The 16,764-nt window shown below is 40.2% G+C and carries 14 protein-coding genes and 1 pseudogene; 7 read left to right on the plus strand and 8 right to left on the minus strand.

Annotated features, from left to right (window positions below; genetic code table 11):
• Positions 1-4: 4 nt before the first annotated feature.
• A complete protein-coding gene (locus AY606_RS01865) occupies positions 5-658 on the plus strand; it encodes a MiaE family protein (protein WP_067863851.1) in 654 nt (217 codons plus the stop codon).
• Between the two features lie 150 nt (positions 659-808).
• On the opposite strand, the gene lipA is transcribed toward AY606_RS01865, so the two are convergent.
• A complete protein-coding gene (gene lipA / locus AY606_RS01870) occupies positions 809-1,822 on the minus strand; it encodes a lipoyl synthase (RefSeq protein WP_067863854.1) in 1,014 nt (337 codons plus the stop codon).
• Positions 1,823-2,029: 207 nt separating this feature from the next.
• Here lipA and sthA point away from each other — a divergent pair, with 207 nt between their 5' ends.
• Positions 2,030-3,442, plus strand: coding sequence for a Si-specific NAD(P)(+) transhydrogenase (sthA, locus tag AY606_RS01875; RefSeq protein WP_067863857.1), 1,413 nt, complete (start codon positions 2,030-2,032; stop codon positions 3,440-3,442).
• A gap of 203 nt (positions 3,443-3,645) precedes the next feature.
• Here the strand turns inward: sthA and AY606_RS01880 are convergent, their stop codons facing one another.
• The 5 genes and pseudogenes from AY606_RS01880 to AY606_RS01895 all read right to left on the minus strand — a co-directional run bounded on the left by AY606_RS01880 (position 3,646) and on the right by AY606_RS01895 (position 7,607).
• The gene (locus AY606_RS01880; RefSeq protein ID WP_067863860.1) at positions 3,646-4,347 is read right to left on the minus strand and encodes a DUF1003 domain-containing protein; all 702 of its coding nucleotides are present in this window, start codon (positions 4,345-4,347) and stop codon (positions 3,646-3,648) included.
• A gap of 294 nt (positions 4,348-4,641) precedes the next feature.
• Positions 4,642-4,944 (minus strand): annotated as a pseudogene (locus tag AY606_RS01885) (TauD/TfdA family dioxygenase); the annotation flags it as partial.
• Positions 4,945-5,024: 80 nt separating this feature from the next.
• The gene (locus tag AY606_RS16740) at positions 5,025-5,159 is read right to left on the minus strand and encodes a hypothetical protein (protein WP_283234608.1); all 135 of its coding nucleotides are present in this window, start codon (positions 5,157-5,159) and stop codon (positions 5,025-5,027) included.
• Complete coding sequence (locus tag AY606_RS01890) at positions 5,152-6,366, minus strand: MFS transporter (RefSeq protein WP_067863863.1); 1,215 nt, start codon at positions 6,364-6,366, stop codon at positions 5,152-5,154. The genes AY606_RS16740 and AY606_RS01890 overlap by 8 nt, the downstream gene beginning before the upstream one ends.
• Before the next feature lie 158 nt (positions 6,367-6,524).
• Entirely contained in the window at positions 6,525-7,607 is a 1,083-nt protein-coding gene (locus AY606_RS01895; protein WP_067863866.1) for an OmpW/AlkL family protein, read from the minus strand.
• Positions 7,608-8,012: 405 nt separating this feature from the next.
• Here AY606_RS01895 and AY606_RS01900 point away from each other — a divergent pair, with 405 nt between their 5' ends.
• Complete coding sequence (locus tag AY606_RS01900) at positions 8,013-8,192, plus strand: hypothetical protein (RefSeq protein WP_067863869.1); 180 nt, start codon at positions 8,013-8,015, stop codon at positions 8,190-8,192.
• An 83-nt stretch (positions 8,193-8,275) separates the two neighbouring features.
• On the opposite strand, the gene AY606_RS01905 is transcribed toward AY606_RS01900, so the two are convergent.
• Complete coding sequence (locus AY606_RS01905) at positions 8,276-9,718, minus strand: sensor domain-containing diguanylate cyclase (RefSeq protein ID WP_067863872.1); 1,443 nt, start codon at positions 9,716-9,718, stop codon at positions 8,276-8,278.
• A 180-nt stretch (positions 9,719-9,898) separates the two neighbouring features.
• The gene (locus AY606_RS01910; protein ID WP_067863875.1) at positions 9,899-10,687 is read right to left on the minus strand and encodes an A1S_2505 family phage non-structural protein; all 789 of its coding nucleotides are present in this window, start codon (positions 10,685-10,687) and stop codon (positions 9,899-9,901) included.
• A gap of 328 nt (positions 10,688-11,015) precedes the next feature.
• Here AY606_RS01910 and uvrB point away from each other — a divergent pair, with 328 nt between their 5' ends.
• From uvrB to AY606_RS01930, 4 genes are all read left to right on the plus strand, one after another.
• On the plus strand, positions 11,016-13,040 hold the full coding sequence (gene uvrB, locus AY606_RS01915; RefSeq protein WP_067863878.1) for an excinuclease ABC subunit UvrB: 2,025 nt from the start codon (positions 11,016-11,018) through the stop codon (positions 13,038-13,040).
• A gap of 135 nt (positions 13,041-13,175) precedes the next feature.
• A complete protein-coding gene (locus AY606_RS01920) occupies positions 13,176-13,763 on the plus strand; it encodes a lipocalin family protein (protein WP_067863881.1) in 588 nt (195 codons plus the stop codon).
• Positions 13,764-13,895: 132 nt separating this feature from the next.
• Positions 13,896-14,825, plus strand: coding sequence for an EamA family transporter RarD (gene rarD, locus AY606_RS01925; protein WP_067863884.1), 930 nt, complete (start codon positions 13,896-13,898; stop codon positions 14,823-14,825).
• Positions 14,826-15,083: 258 nt separating this feature from the next.
• Positions 15,084-16,541, plus strand: a complete 1,458-nt coding sequence (locus AY606_RS01930) for a glyceraldehyde-3-phosphate dehydrogenase (protein ID WP_067863887.1) — start codon at positions 15,084-15,086, stop codon at positions 16,539-16,541.
• The last annotated feature ends 223 nt before the right edge of the window (positions 16,542-16,764 follow it).

Consider the following 16,764-nt stretch of genomic DNA (forward strand, 5'->3'; position numbering starts at 1 on the left):
AATTATGTCGTCAATAAATTATGATGATCTCATGAAGCCCGTTTTGGGCTTTTTGGGATGTGAAACCCCACAAGCATGGTTAGATGAAGCAATGAATAACCTCGAGTTACTCATGCAGGATCATGCCAATTGTGAAAAGAAAGCAGCAGGTACAGCCATGAACCTGATGTTTCGCTACACCTTCTTTACCGATTTGCAGATTAAATTGGCACAGTTGGTGCGTGAAGAAATGCTGCACTATGAACAAGTACTTGAACTGATGACCAAACGCGGACAGGAATGGCAATCCATTAGTGCCGGCCGTTATGCCGGTGGATTGCGTAAAGAGGTAAGGACGTATGAGCCTGAAGCTTTAATCGACATTATGATTATTGGTGCGTTTGTAGAAGCACGTTCCTGTGAACGTTTCTATGCACTTTCACCGCTTGTAGATGAAGATTTAGGTAAATACTACCGTTATCTGCTGAAGTCTGAATCTCGTCACTTTGAGGACTATTTGGCACTGGCCTTGGATGTCGCCCAAACCTCAAAGTTAAAAAATCCTAAAGAAGATATTCAGCAGCGTATTGCGCACTTTCGTGAAGTTGAAAAGAATCTGATTTTAACTCCAGATAATTTATTCCGCTTTCATAGTGGTGTGCCAAATAAAGCGGCTTAATTTTTAGTCCTTAGACGTGTTCTTTAAAAAATCCTCTATTTCAAATGGAGGATTTTTTATATGTTATTTTTTAACGTTGAAATAACAATGCCAATCTAAATGGATTAGATTGGCATTGTTAAATTAGACTAAGTTTTTATTTAAAATAAATTAAGCTTCAATGGTTTGAACCGCAATTTTCTTGGCAGGATCGGCTCTACGACGTACAGCCGGAACTGGTTCGCCATAATATTGACGGTCGGCAAAGTAACTTGAACGAACCATCGGTGCAGCCCAGATATTTCTAAAACCCAGCTTATGACCATGTGCGGTATAGCGTTCGAATTCTTCTGGAGTAACGAAGCGGTCAATCGGTGCGTGTTGCTTAGAAGGCTGTAAATACTGGCCAATAGTGATGTAATCCACATCATGTGCGCGTAAATCATCCAGTAGAGCCAACACTTCTTCTTCAGTTTCACCCAGGCCGACCATCAAACCACATTTGGTTGGAACCTCAGGGCAGTACTCTTTAAACATTTTTAGCAGGTCTAATGAATGCTGGTAGTCTGAACCTGGACGCATGGCTTTATACAAGCGTGGCACAGTTTCAATGTTATGGTTAAATACGTCAGGCGGGCATTCCGTCATGATGCGTAACGCCACATCCATACGACCACGGAAATCTGGGACTAGAATTTCAAGTAATGTTTTAGGACTTAAATTACGTGCTTCTTTAATGCAGTCTACAAAGTGCTGAGCACCACCATCACGAAGGTCATCACGGTCAACAGAAGTAATCACTGCATATTTCAGACCAAGATTGGAAATCGTTTCTGCCATATGACGTGGTTCATCAGGATCAAGTGCATTTGGACGACCATGTGCAACATCACAGAACGGGCAACGACGGGTACAGATATCACCCATGATCATAAAGGTTGCTGTACCGCCACCAAAACATTCTGGCAGGTTGGGACAAGCCGCCTCTTCACACACTGTATGCAATTTTTGTGCGCGTAAAGTAGTCTTAATGCGCTGAACTTCATCAGGAGCCGCCATTTTGACGCGAATCCAATCCGGTTTGCGTGGCGTTTCAACCGTAGGAATAACTTTTACAGGAATACGAGCGACCTTCTCTGCGCCACGAAGTTTGACACCCTGTTCTGGTTTACGGTTTTCAGACATATTGAACTTTTCCACTGTTTTGACGGGGGAGATACTAGCCATAATAGCGCTTTTATTATAACGGACTTGAATCTAAATGGGGCAAAAAGGATATTCATTTAATAAATGTTGTCATCATTTAATATATGCAAGGTAAATACAGCAAATTACTCCTAATTACGTCATAATATACTGAAGATAGACTAGGTTTGAAGATAGGAGCGTTGAATGCCACGTAAGAAAGAGGTCGTTAGTGGAACTTTCGTCAAGTATGATGCGGTAGTTCTCGGTTCGGGCCCTGCGGGTGAAGGCGCGGCAATGAAACTTGCCAAATCTGGCAAGCGTGTTGCAATTATTGATATACGTGAGCAGTTAGGTGGTAACTGTACGCATGTAGGAACTATTCCAAGTAAAGCATTACGTCAAACAGTATCGAGTATTTTACGTTACCAGCGTGACCCGATGTTCCAAAAAGTGGGCGACTGGAAACAGTTCACCATGAAGCAAGTGTTGCGTAATGCACATAAAGTGATTCAGCAACAGGTTGAAACACACTCTCGTTTTTATGATCGTAATAAAATTGATATTTATCATGGTCGTGCTTACATTCAAGATAAAAATACCGCACTGATTTTCAGTGAAGACGGTATTAAAGAAACCATTATTTTTCAGCAATTGGTGATCGCGACAGGTTCGCGTCCATACCGTCCAGCGGCGCTTGATTTTAATCATCCACGTGTATTTGATTCAGACAAAATTTTGGATCTTGATTTCTCAATCCAAAAAATCATCATTTACGGGGCTGGGGTTATTGGTTGTGAATATGCCTCGATCTTCATTGGGCTGGATCATAAAGTTGATTTGATCAATACACAGCACAAATTATTAAGCTACCTTGATGACGAAATTTCTGATGCTCTGTCTTACCGTTTGCGTGAACAGGGTGTGTTGATTCGTCATAATGAACAACTGGATCATCTTGAAACATTTGATGATCACGTGGTGATGCATTTACAAAGTGGTAAGAAAATTAAAGCCGATGCCATTTTATGGTGTAACGGCCGTTCGGGTAATACCGATGGTTTGGGTCTTGAAAATGTAGGGATTCAACCAAACAGCCGTGGTCAGTTAACGGTGAATGAGCATTACCAGACTGAAGTAGAAAACATCTATGCTGCCGGCGACGTGATTGGCTGGCCATCACTTGCTTCTGCTGCTTATGACCAAGGTCGTTGTGCAGGTTCAAATATGAGCGGTGAAGATGTTGCACCAGTAACGGATATTCCGACAGGTATTTATACTATTCCGGAAATTTCATCGATTGGTAAGACTGAACAGCAATTGACTGAAGAAAAGATTCCTTACGAAGTCGGGCAAGCGTCTTTTCGTCATTTAGCGCGTGCACAAATTACTGGCGATACTGTGGGTGAATTGAAGATTTTGTTCCATCGCGACACGCTGAAAATTTTGGGTGTGCATTGTTTTGGTAATAATGCTTCAGAAATTATTCACATTGGTCAAGCGGTGATGAACAGTGGTAACAACACGATTAAATATTTTGTTGAAACCACATTTAACTATCCGACTATGGCGGAAGCCTACCGTGTAGCAACTTTAAATGGTATGAACCGTTTGTTCTAAGATGGGTTTAATTCTTAGATTTTAAAACCCGTAAGTGAGCTTGCGGGTTTTTTTATGGAGAATATAAAGCCAAATTTTAACAACTATAAAATGAGTAGGATAAGAGTGAATATATCTACTCTATAAACTGTATGAGTTTTGACCATCAGCAGTGAAATCAACTCAATCTAGTTTGGTTAGTGGATAACAATATGCTTAAATTTTTAGTGTTTTTTGCTCATTTCAGATAATAAATCGAGTTGTATTTCTTGGATCTGAGCCAATCTATCCCACTGGTGCATTAACAGATGATCTAATTTTTCATGCAAATGTTGAATTTCAAGCTCGGCTTTTAAGTTAATTTGATAATCATTTTGTGAACGCAATCGGTCTTTTGCTTCCTGTCTATTTTGGCTCATCATAATCACCGGTGCCTGTATAGCCGCTATACAGGACAGGATTAAATTTAACAGGATAAAAGGATAAGGATCAGCAGGATGTGAAACCATAACCACAGTATTGACAATAATCCACAGGGCTAAAAAAATAGCAAAACAAATCAGAAAAGACCAACTTCCCCCGAAAGACGCAATTTTATCTGCCAGCCTTTCCCCCAATGTCCAGTTTTGATCTAGCTTAGTTTCAACATTTTTCGTGATAAGTTCATGCTGTTGCATACTGTTAATCACTTCATACTCAAGATCAGTCACTTCACCTTTTTCAGACTTTAACAATGAGTGAACATACTGTATTCGATACTTGGTTAAATCTGCCTGGCAAATATAGCTATGAGGTGACCATTCTGGAAAATCATGTGAAATTGCTTCTGTAATGACCTTGCGTACTGTACCCATCGGGATGAGATTTTTTAGAGGGTAATGTTTTCCACAAACCATGCATTTATAGCATTCATTTTTTTCATTCATAAGCGCGCTCTTTTTAATAATCCTGAAATAATTGAATAAATTTTTTATCGATTGTATTTTAACCATCTTTAGGGTTTTACACTGCTTATATTATTAATTTTTTTTATGCCAAATATAGAGTTCAGTAAGTTCTTGATAATGTGACTGAGTCATTTTTGCGGCAAGGGGTAAATTTACCCAAAGCTGAACCATATTTAGTACAGCATTATTTTGAGCAAAATCTTTGCAATATTGAATTGAGCAATTTAAATGCTTAAACGTGCAGAATAATTTTTTTTGAACATCTTGAATCTGTTGTCTGCGCACAAAGGGGTTGTAGGTGATCAGTTGCAACTCATCAATATTTTTTTGAGTATCAATATCTAAAGCTTCATAAGCCTTAATGGTATTAAATCATGATGTTTGAGCACCATCTTCTGGAAGTTCTATGGCATAGAGTAATGAACCGAAAGAAAGTTGTGGGGTCCATTGATGATCGGCATGCGGTGAAAGCTCACCATGCCCAGTATAATCGTCTTGTCCCACTGCATTAGACACAGGAACGACATCAGGTGGAGTACCAGTATCCGATTGTGTTGCCAGTACAGGATTGTCTGCACATAGATGAGTGTTAAACTTTTAATATAAACAGCAAAAGAAAGCAGTTTTTTTGCTGTTTAAGTACTGATTTTTACACATTAATGTGGACAGAACGCTTGATTGAAATATTCAAACAGTTGCGGTGTTTTAAACCACAACAGTATCGCTAAACTGAGTAAACCTACCACTGCTAGGCCAATCAGGCTTTTTAAGCTACGTAAAGAATCAGTCATGTATTACAGCCTCCTCATTGACAAAGAAATGTACCAGCACACCCACTAGACTCAGCACGATCGAAAAGATCCAGACCATATTGTAGTTACCGGTCATGTCGTGATTGAGACCACCGAGCCATCCGCCAAAGAATGAACCGACTTGATGGGTAAAAAAGACCAGACCGCTGAGCATGGAGAGGTATTTAACCCCAAACATATTGGCGACAATACCATTGGTGAGCGGCACCGTAGATAGCCAGAGTAATCCCATAATTACCCCAAAGGCATAAATTGTCCATGTGGTTAAAGGAAGTGCCAAAAAGCCAATAATCGCGATGCCACGAAGGCCATATAATCCCATCAATAATTTTGGCTTGGAATATCTTCCACCCAGCCAACCTGCGCTGTATGTACCGACAATATTAAATAAACCGATTAAAGCCAGGAAAATGGTTCCGGTGGTTGCATTGAATCCGTGATCAATCAGATAGCCGGGTAAATGAATGCCAATAAACACCACTTGGAAACCGCAGACAAAAAAGCCCAAGGCTAAGAACCAAAACGGGGTATGGTTTTTGGCAATCACCAAGATTTGTTTAAAACCTAAAGCGGGTTTATTGACATCTGATGATGCCTGAGGCGCGACATACATCGGTGCTTTTAGCATCCATGCCAAAGGAATAATCAGGGCAATGAAAATGGCGCTCACTACCAAGGCGGCTGACCACCCTATGTTTTGTAAAAGCAGTAAGGTCGATGGCAACATAATAAATTGCCCAAAAGAGCCTGCGGCGCTGGCAATCCCCATTGCGAGGCTACGCTTTTCAGGATGAGCAGCACGTCCCACAGCAGAAAGTAATATCGGGAAAGATGTTGCAGATAAGGCCAAGCCTAAGATTAAACCCACGCTTAAATTTAGCATTAAGCCTGTGGAGCTGACTGCCATGAGCAATAAGCCGATGCTGTATAAAGCGCCGCCTACAGCCACCACAATCTTACTGCCATACTTGTCCGCAAAAGCACCGGTGATGGGTTGTACCGCACCCCAGATTAAGTTCTGCAGCGCAATGGCAAGGCTAAAGACATTATGTCCCCAACCAAACTCATGACTCATGGGTACCAGATATAAACCAAAAGCATGTCGTACACCCAGTGATAACGCCAGAATCAGCGCACTTCCAATTAACATGTAAATAAGAGGTTTGGAAAAACGGGTATCTGACATAACTCATCCATGAAGCAATTGCGGTTGTCGCTATGGTATTAGATTCTCAATAATGAAGCGATTAAATAAAATTTAAACAAAAGATAAAATTAAGTTATAGAACGTTTTATGAAATCAAAAAAAGACGACATAAAGCCGTCATTTTTTCAAAGATAAACTTAGAAGCGAATACCCACACCTGCATAAGCCAAGATTGGGTTTATTTCAATATCGGCTTTAGAGCGGATTAATTCACCGCGGGTCGCATCTGTCACGGTAATTGTGGTTTCATTTTTCATGTGCGCGTAGGAAACTGAACCGACCGCGAACCACTTGTCATTAAAATCATAGGTAAAACCAAGTGTGGCGATAGGCGCAATGGCATCGGTTGCTTCCAGATCAACTTTGGGATTGGCTTTGCTCAGTTTACCCTCTAGAGAAGCACCTGCATTACCTTCTTTAATATTGGCAATCATATGACCTGCCGCAATTAAATCTTGTTCTGTACGCGGATTAATTTCCAGTTCGTTAAAATAAGCATACATGACGCCTAAACCGACATAAGGGCGGAATTTATTCACACCGGTTTTACCAAAATGATATTGCAATTCAAATGCAGGCGTCCATGCACGGGCGGTAGCAGCAGGACCATTGGCTTCTAAATCCGTAATAAAGATATCATTTTGCAGATCGATATTCAGAAATTCCAGAGGTAACTTGCCAATTTGTGGGGTTGCTACTGCAGAAAAAGGTGCATAAATTTTGCCTTTACCTTGCAAGTCGACTTTAGGGGGAATGCCGGCTTTCATTTCGAAGGAAATATTATCGGTAAAGAAATAGTTGGTCAAAATGCCGAGAGTCGTGACATCATCTGCCTCTAAGCCTGTCCCGGGGTTATTCCATTCCTCTAAGCCTTGGATCTTTGCACTACCACTGAGTTCGCTGTCTAATTGACCACCTGTAAGAAAACCTAAACCCTTTAATACGGTCGCCAGTGCTTTTTGGTCTACTGCGGGATTTAGGTTATTTAATACGGTATTGACTTGAATATCGCCATTTTTGGAAACTTCACCATTTTTAACCGCAGTATTGACTTGGAAGGGTTGAGCCTTCCCTTGTGGCATGACATGCAGTGCACCGACAGATACAGAAAAGCGTTTAAATCCATCGCCATCTTTTAAACTAAAATAGGGTGAATCGGCATAACTGATCGCAGGTAGAGCAGCAAGAGACGAGATAATACAAAGTAAAGACTTGTTCATTTAGGGACTCCATGTCCATTTTACATTTTTAAGTTTTTTTCTAATGTCTATTATATGGTTGAAAAATCACCTAAATGTTACTTAAAAATATAATTCTGGTTGTGTTCCTGTAATATTTTTGCTTATTTGTTATCAATAACATAGAGAAGAATAATTTTTTGTAACTTTATTTTTTGCTAATAGGTAAAGTAATAAGCCGTTTGAATGAAAGATAATAATGCGAATATTGGGATATTTTTAAAGCATTTTAATCACTAACTTAAAGCTGATGCGAAGTCAGACCCCACTATTTAGGCCGTTGGTGAAGCATTGAATAAGGCGAGGATATGAAGGATCTAAAATCGTATCTCGCACTTGGAGACATTTTTCCGTACAATATGTCTCAGAAATCCTTGAGTGAATCACATGAGCACCCAAAATACTCCCAAGAAAAAACCATTGGTCAATTTGCCTTTCCCAATTAAAAAAGAGAATGGGCAAAATGCTGATGAAGTATTAGATGACCTGCGTCCACGTCCAGAGCGTTATGCTGATCGTACCTGGATGCCACCTCGCGGTACACGCCGTTCGATGGGAAAGCGCTAAGCTTTCAAATAAGAAAAGCCATGGTTTTTGCCATGGCTTTTCTTATTTAACTAACGCGATACATGTCACTTAATCAAATCTCATTAAATGTTGGTTTTCTTGCTGTTCAGATAGTAATTTCTTTTATTCTGATACATCGCCATGTCAGCACGTTTTAGCATCTCTTCCATACGTTCATCCGCATAATTGGTGGCATAACCGATGGATAGACTGATCTGTTGAGTGGAATAAAACTGGTTGTCTACCAATAAAAGTTCTTGCAGGCTTTGCAAACAGTTTTGTAGCGCGGCTTCATCCGCACCCGGCAACAGAATGACAAACTCGTCGCCGCCAATTCGGCAGGCAGAATACAGGGTTTGCTGAACCACCTGATTCAATACATTGCCCATACGTTGTAATAAACTGTCACCGGCATCATGACCTAAACTGTCATTCAGTTCTTTTAATCCATTTATATCCATAAAAATACAGGATACGGGGCGTTGCATATTACGTTGCAAGCGATTTAATTCAGTTGTATAAAAAGAACGGTTATACAGTTTAGTCAGCACGTCATGCTTACCCAGATATTCCAGATATTTTTCAGCTTTTTTGCGCGCGGTGATATCCGTGAGCGCAACCTGAACCATTGCCCAATTATTCAGGTAATCAGGGAATACCGTAAATTGCAGCAGTACGTGGCGGATGCTGCCATCAAGTGCATAATTCACCGCTTCACGTTGATGATGAATATTGCCATTCCAGAGCTCGATTAATTGCTCTCGAAAGGTTTGGGTCATTTCTTGGGCAAAAACTTTGTGCATATTTTTAAACAAAACGTCTTTGTTGGGCGCACCAAATAATTCAAGCGTGGCCTGATTGACATCAATAATCACAATATCTTTGATACATTCATTGATGAAATCATTATGCACATCCAGAAAAGTACTGAAATCTTCAATGCCTAAATGGCGTAATTGATCTAATTTAATTTTGATGCGGCTGAAATCTTCCACCCAAAGTGAAGTGGGTGAATACGTAAAACGGGCTTCGGCAAGATGTCGGCTTTTCTCTTCAAGACGACAGGCTTCGGTATAAGAGGTAATATCTTCAGTGGTAATTAATAGTAACGATAAATCATGTTCATGTTGCGGCAGGACAATCCCCTTAAGCTGAATATCCAGACGCTCTCCAGCTAGGGTGTAGTTCACTGCAGAATTGGAGAAATGGGTTTCACCATTCCATAAAGCAACCAGCTCCTTGATATGGGTCTTGCTCATATCTTCTTTAAAAATTAAATCAAGATTTTGATGCAAATGTTCAAAGTCTTTGGCTTGATACAGTTCCAGAGTTTTAGAATTTACTTTTAATAATTTAATTTTTCTTGCACATTGCAGAATACGCGATTCATCTTGCTGGAGAAAACCTAACAAATCTTCAACCCCCTGACTGCGCCAGAGATCAAATTGCTTTTTGACTTCACTAAAGTCTTCTAGCCACATGGCAATGGGGGACAGTTCAAAAAAGGGAGAATCCAACATTTCCATTCCAGAAGCTCGACATTTTTATTTAAATTTAATAATGCAGTATAAGGGTAGGAAAATGATTTTAAAATAACGTGATAGGTAAAATAATATTTTTACTAATGATGATTAAGCCACGAAATATTCTATTTCTTTAGTAAAGAAGCCAACTTATAAATTGGCTTCTTTTATGGAAATTAAAAATTAGCGGTTTTTTCTGCGTGCTTTATTTTCAGGTTTTGGGGCAGGAATTTCCCGTTCGCCCAGCCATACATCAATAAAATCTTTTTCATTAATGTTGTATAGTTCAAGTAAGGCTAAAATTACGCCGCCAAACATCATCGAACCTTCAGAGTTACTTTGCCATTCAAATATTTTCCCGTTTAACACATGCAAAATATCTGAAACTTCAAAGCTGCGATCACGACCGTTACTATCGGTTGGGTAAATTTCTGTATTTAAAATAATTCTTGCGGCACTTTTTTCACTTTCTGACAAATCTAGACGAGTAACCACGTCATCATCACGGGTGGAAAAAATCACGTCATCGGTAAAAACCGTTCTTAAGAAATGACGGGTCAGTTTGGGTAAGGCTCTTTCTACAAAAGGGCGGAATGAACTTGGGAAAATCACATTATGGGAAATGCCCTTAAACATCGGCGCAATCTCTTCAGTTTTATAACCGGCAATCCCACAACCCACCGAGGTGATGAAATAAGTGATCTTGGGATGATTTTTGGTATATATCTTGAAATCATCAATATAGTGCTGAATTTGTGACAACGGCATTTGTTGCAAATGCTCATTCATGGTCGGAATAGCATAGCTTTGACCGGACCAACCGCGACCAACGCCGGTAATCGCACCAAAGTGCTCAAGCGCAGTACGTGCAGCTCCACCTGAGTGCAGTCCTGCCATATTGCTGCCAAAAACAAATACCGTATCTTCAGGTAAGCTTTTTATAATATTTTCATCGTGATAGTGATATGACATAGGTGAATACAATCGTGATGGTCTTTCTTCATGTTGCAATTGAAAGAGCAGATGGTCAAGTGAAAGAATCAGTATTTTTAAATTTAGTCTACAGATCATAAATGAAGAGAAAATTTTCAACCTGTTTCAAACATATTTGCTTATAAAAACTGATTTAGGAACCAAACTTTATTCTGGTGGTTTAAAACTGTTAAGAGATAAAAAAGAAAACGGAAAATATAAAACATCTAAAGTGGTGAAATATACAAATATAGATATCCCGATATTGCATGTTGAGCTTTAGCCCTCATATTATTGGAATTGTATTATTGTATAGAAGCTGAAAAACATGTCGGATAGTCAACAACCTTTTGAGTTAGTGACCAGCTATCAACCTGCGGGTGATCAGCCGCAAGCCATTGAAAAACTGGTCAGTGGTATTGAAAAAGGCTATCACGACCAGTTGCTATTAGGGGTAACAGGTTCGGGGAAAACCTATACCATGGCCAATGTCATTGCCCGGACCCAACGTCCCACCATTGTCATGGCGCACAACAAAACCTTGGCTGCACAGTTGTACGGCGAATTTAAGTCATTTTTCCCGAATAATGCGGTTGAATATTTTGTCAGTTATTACGACTACTATCAGCCAGAAGCTTATGTTCCATCTTCCGATACTTTTATTGAAAAAGATTCGGCCATTAATGATCATATTGATCAGATGCGTCTTTCAGCAACGCGGACATTATTAGAACGTCGCGATGCCATTATTGTGGCTTCCGTTTCTGCAATTTATGGTTTGGGTGATCCGAATGCCTATATGAGCATGTTGCTGCATATTGTGCAGGGCGATCGAATTAGTCGTGATGATATTATTCGCCGTCTGGTCGAGATGCAATATACCCGCAATGAACTCGAATTTTTACGTGGTACTTATCGTATTCGCGGTGAAATCATGGATATTTTTCCGGCCGAATCGGATCAGAATGCAATTCGTATCGAACTGTTTGATGATGAAGTTGATTCCATCCGCTGGTTCGATCCCTTAACCGGAAAAATGGTACGTAAAGTACCGCGTGTCACCATTTATCCAAAAAGTCATTATGTGACACCGAAAGATAATTTGCAGCGTGCTATCGGTACGATTCGTGAAGAACTTAAAGAGCGCTTGGTGTTCTTTCGCGAGCATGACAAATTATTAGAAGCACAACGGATTGAACAGCGCACCCGTTATGATCTGGAAATGATGCAGCAGTTGGGCTATACCAACGGGATTGAAAACTATTCACGTCATTTGTCCGGTCGCCCAGCGGGTGAAGCACCGCCGACCTTGTTTGATTATATTCCTGACGATGCTTTACTGATTATTGATGAATCACATGTGACGGTTCCGCAAATTGGCGCGATGTATAAAGGTGACCGTTCACGTAAAGAAAACTTGGTCAATTATGGTTTCCGTTTGCCGAGCGCTTTGGATAACCGTCCAATGCAATTTGAAGAATGGCAGCGCATAGTTCCGACCACCATTTATGTCAGTGCCACGCCGGCAAAATATGAGCTGGAAAGATCTGAGCAAATTGCCGAGCAGGTCGTCCGTCCTACAGGTCTGATCGATCCCGAAATTGAAGTTCGTCCGGTACTGACCCAAGTCGATGACGTGCTTTCAGAAATCAATCTGCGTAAGGATATCGATGAACGTGTCTTGGTTACGACGCTAACCAAGCGTATGGCGGAAGATTTAACTTCGTATTTAAAAGAATATGGAATAAAAGTCGCTTATTTACATTCGGATATCGATACCGTAGAACGGGTAAAGATTATTCATGACTTGCGTTCAGGTGTGCATGATGTACTAGTCGGGATTAACCTGTTACGTGAAGGTCTGGATATGCCGGAAGTATCTTTGGTGGCGATTTTGGATGCCGATAAAGAAGGCTTTTTGCGATCAGAGCGTTCACTGATTCAGACCATTGGTCGGGCCGCGCGTAATGTGAAAGGTAAAGCAATTTTATATGCTGACCGTATTACTGATTCTATGCGAAAAGCGATTGACGAAACCGACCGACGTCGTGCTAAACAAATCGAGTTCAATACGCTACATGGGATTACGCCGCGCAGTACTAAGCGTCAAAACAATAAAGATATCGATACCGGTGAAGTACTGACGGATGATCAGATTGATGCAAATATCTCGGATCAGGCCCGTGCTTTAAGTGCAGATGAGTGTCATATTCTGGCCGATCCTAAGTTGCTGGCGAAGCACATGTCCAAACTGGAAAAAGAGATGCTGAAAGCATCGAAAGAATTACAGTTTGAGCAGGCAGCACGACTCCGTGATGAGATTGTCCGCCTAAAAGCACAGATGCTAAGTTAAGTAGGAATGAAGTAGAAAATTAATTTTTTACTGCAAAATCATTACATAACACTACAGTATCACTCAGCTGGAATGGTTATTTTTAAATTGAGATTCACTTTATAACTCTTAAATTTTGACTTGAAAGGTAGCTTTATGACAACGAATGATCTTCCTAAAGCCGGCTTTAAACTGGCTAAAATTGCGTTAGGCGGAGCCGTACTCATTGGCTTGGGTATGGCAACAATGGCTTATGCACAAACCAAGCCTTTGCATACTGTTGAGAAAGTCGAATTAGATAAATATTTAGGCGTTTGGTATGAAGTTGCGCGTAAGCCGATGTACTTTCAAAATAAGTGTGATCGCGATGTAGCTGCTACTTATACCTTAAATGAAAATGGCAATGTTGGGGTAGATAATCGCTGTTATAGTAAAGATGGAAAATTAAACCATTCTGTCGGTGAGGCATTCATTCAAAATGCGCCATTTAATACCAAGTTGAAAGTCAGTTTCTTACCGGAATCTGTTCGCTGGTTGCCGGTAGGACGTGGTGATTACTGGATTTTAAAAATTGACGATGCTTATCAAACGGTATTGGTCGGTGAGCCACGCCGTAAATATCTGTGGGTGCTGTCTCGTTCAGCACATCCAGATCAAGCAGTGGTCAAGGAATATCTGGATTATGCCCAATCAATAGGCTATGACATTAGTGATGTGATTCATACTAAACAAACCCAGAAATAATCTAAAATATTGACGAATAAAACCATGCTTCGGCATGGTTTTTTATTGCATGGTTAAATTGAAGGGTGAATTATAAAGTTTTCTTGGAGTGTAATGTTTATAATGCCTGCGAGATAAATCCAGAGATACAAGATGTATAAAGGCGTAGCTTTGTCAGTATTGGCATCGGTCACTTTTGGGGTTTTGTATTTCTATACCCAATTCTTGAAACCGCTTGATAGCGAGCAGACTTTTGCTTGGCGTATGTTGGCTACACTACCATTTTTAACGTTATTTATGTGGTGGACAGGTGATTTAAAACATATTACAGAAATTTTTAAACGAATTTTCAAGCAACCAACTTTATTGATCTGGCTGATCATCAGTTCACTTTTATGCACCACCCAGCTTTGGTTGTTCTTATGGGGACCAATAAACGGACGGGGTTTGGAAGTCTCTTTAGGGTATTTTTTATTGCCCTTGATAATGGTGCTAATAGGATGTGTACTTTATAAAGAAAAACTCTCCAGATGGCAGATTGCAGCAGTTCTTTTTGCCAGTCTGGGTGTAGGACATGAATTGTGGCGTATCGGTGATATTGCATGGGAAACGGTATATGTGGCCGTGGCCTATCCGATTTATTTCTTTTTAAGACGTGCTTTTAAAACTGACCATTTGGGTGGTTTTTGGTGGGATTTATTTTTAATTCTTCCCATCGCTATTTATTTAGCCACAGTGTATAGCGACTCTTTGGCTTTAATGAGTCAATTTCCTTACTTAATCTGGGTGGTTTTAGGGTTAGGTTTTTTAAGTGCCTTGGGGTTGGGAAGTTATATTCTGGCAAGCCGATATTTGCCCTTTGTGATATTTGGATTGCTAAGCTATTTAGAACCGGTATTGCTGGCCTTTGCCTCCATTGCATTAGGTGAAAGGTTAGAAACGGCAGAATGGTTAACCTATATTCCAATTTGGTTTGCAGTGTTACTGCTGGTGATCGAAGGTGTAATTCATCTGTGCAAACAACAGCAAAAGCAAAAGGCTTTAGCGCAAAATCTGGAAAATTATCCCGATCGTTTAAAGTAAGTGCGCTGTATTTTTAAATTCTGTTTGATAAAGCAACATTTGAACCCGATGTAGGGTTTTACAAAAAAATCGGTGATGTATGGCTTTCGGTATGAAAATCATAAAAATAATTACAGCTATTTCGTCAATTTATAGTGAATATAGAGCAAAATATGCGGGCCAGAATGAGCTTTTGATTCAAACTTACCGATAATTCCTTTACAATTGTGGGGTTTTGAAATTTATGCCTAGATATACAATTAATTAGAGGACGTATCTGTGAGCAAAGAGACTATCATCGCCCTACATGCAGATCACCAAGGTCGCTGGAAAAACCGTGAAGAAATCGCGGAACATATGATTGCCTTAATTGGTCAGTTGTATCGTGAAAAAAATATCGTGACTTCTGTATTCGGTCGTTCTTTAGTTAACCGTTCAGTTATCCAGATTTTAAAAGCACACCGTCGTACCCGTGTGATGGATGTTGAACTTTCTGTGGTTAACACTTTCCCAATCTTAGAAGCATTGGCTAAAGTTGAGAAAATTGGTTCTGCTGAAATCGATCTAGGTAAACTGGCTGTTGAATTTAAAGAAAAAGGCGGCGACATTGATGCATTTGTTGCTGATGCTGTTAAATCTTTAGAAGGTAATCCTGCAACTGTTGAACCTAAGGATGTTGTTCTTTACGGTTTTGGTCGTATCGGTCGTATTCTTGCCCGTTTGATCATTAGTCAATCTGGTTTGGGTCGCGGTTTAAGCCTTAAAGCAATTGTTGTACGTAAATCATCGGATGGTGATTTGGAAAAACGTGCATCTTTACTTCGTCGTGACTCAATTCACGGTCCATTTGCAGGCACCATTTCTGTAGATGAAGAAAATGAAGCAATTATTGCCAACGGTAACTTCATTAAAGTCATCTATGCTTCAAGCCCAAGCGAAGTGGATTACACTGCTTATGGTATTAATAACGCTCTAGTGATTGATAACACAGGTAAATGGCGTGATGCAGAAGGTCTTGCTGAACACTTGAAATGCCCGGGCGTTGCTCGTGTAGTATTGACTGCACCAAGTAAAGGCGAAATGAAAAATGTGGTGTATGGCGTAAACCATACTGACATTTTAGATGAAGACAAAATCATTTCTGCTGCAAGTTGCACTACAAATGCAATTACACCTGTATTAAAAGTGTTAGATGACAAATACAAAGTGCTCAATGGGCATGTTGAAACTGTTCACTCTTTCACCAATGACCAGAACTTGATCGACAACTACCACAAGGCGGATCGCCGTGGTCGTGCTGCGACTTTGAACATGGTGATTACTGAAACTGGTGCTGCGAAAGCGGTTGCTAAAGCACTTCCTGCACTTAAAGGCAAGTTGACTGGTAACTCGGTACGTGTTCCAACGCCTAACGTATCACTTGCTATTCTGAACTTAACTCTTGAGAAAGAAGTTGATCGTGAAGAAGTGAACGAATACATTCGTCAAATCTCAATCAACTCAAGCCTTCAAGGTCAAATCGGTTATACAAATTCGACCGAAGTTGTGTCTTCTGACTTTATCGGTTCACGTACTGCAGGTGTATTTGATGCGCAAGCAACAATCACTTCAGGTACTCGCCTAACAGCATATGTTTGGTACGATAACGAAGTAGGCTATAGCTGCCAAGTATTGCGTATCGCTGAACAAATGTGTGGCGTAAGCTATCCAAAAGTTCCTGCTGAAACAAATGCATAATTAGTATTTAGTTAAAAAAGAGCCTCATTTGAGGCTCTTTTTTTTGTCCTGATAAAATGAGAAGTTTGCACTGTAAATGGACTTCACTTTTCAATATCTAAATTGAACTGAGCGACAAGCAAATTGGCATAAGCATGGATTTTATTTATTAAGCTAAGGTCGCTTTTACTTGATCTTTAATGGCTGTGCTTTGTGACCCTTGATATTTTCTAAATCTTTGCTC

The sequence above is a fragment of the Acinetobacter sp. SFB genome, assembly GCF_001647545.1.
In the GTDB taxonomy this organism is placed as follows: domain Bacteria; phylum Pseudomonadota; class Gammaproteobacteria; order Pseudomonadales; family Moraxellaceae; genus Acinetobacter.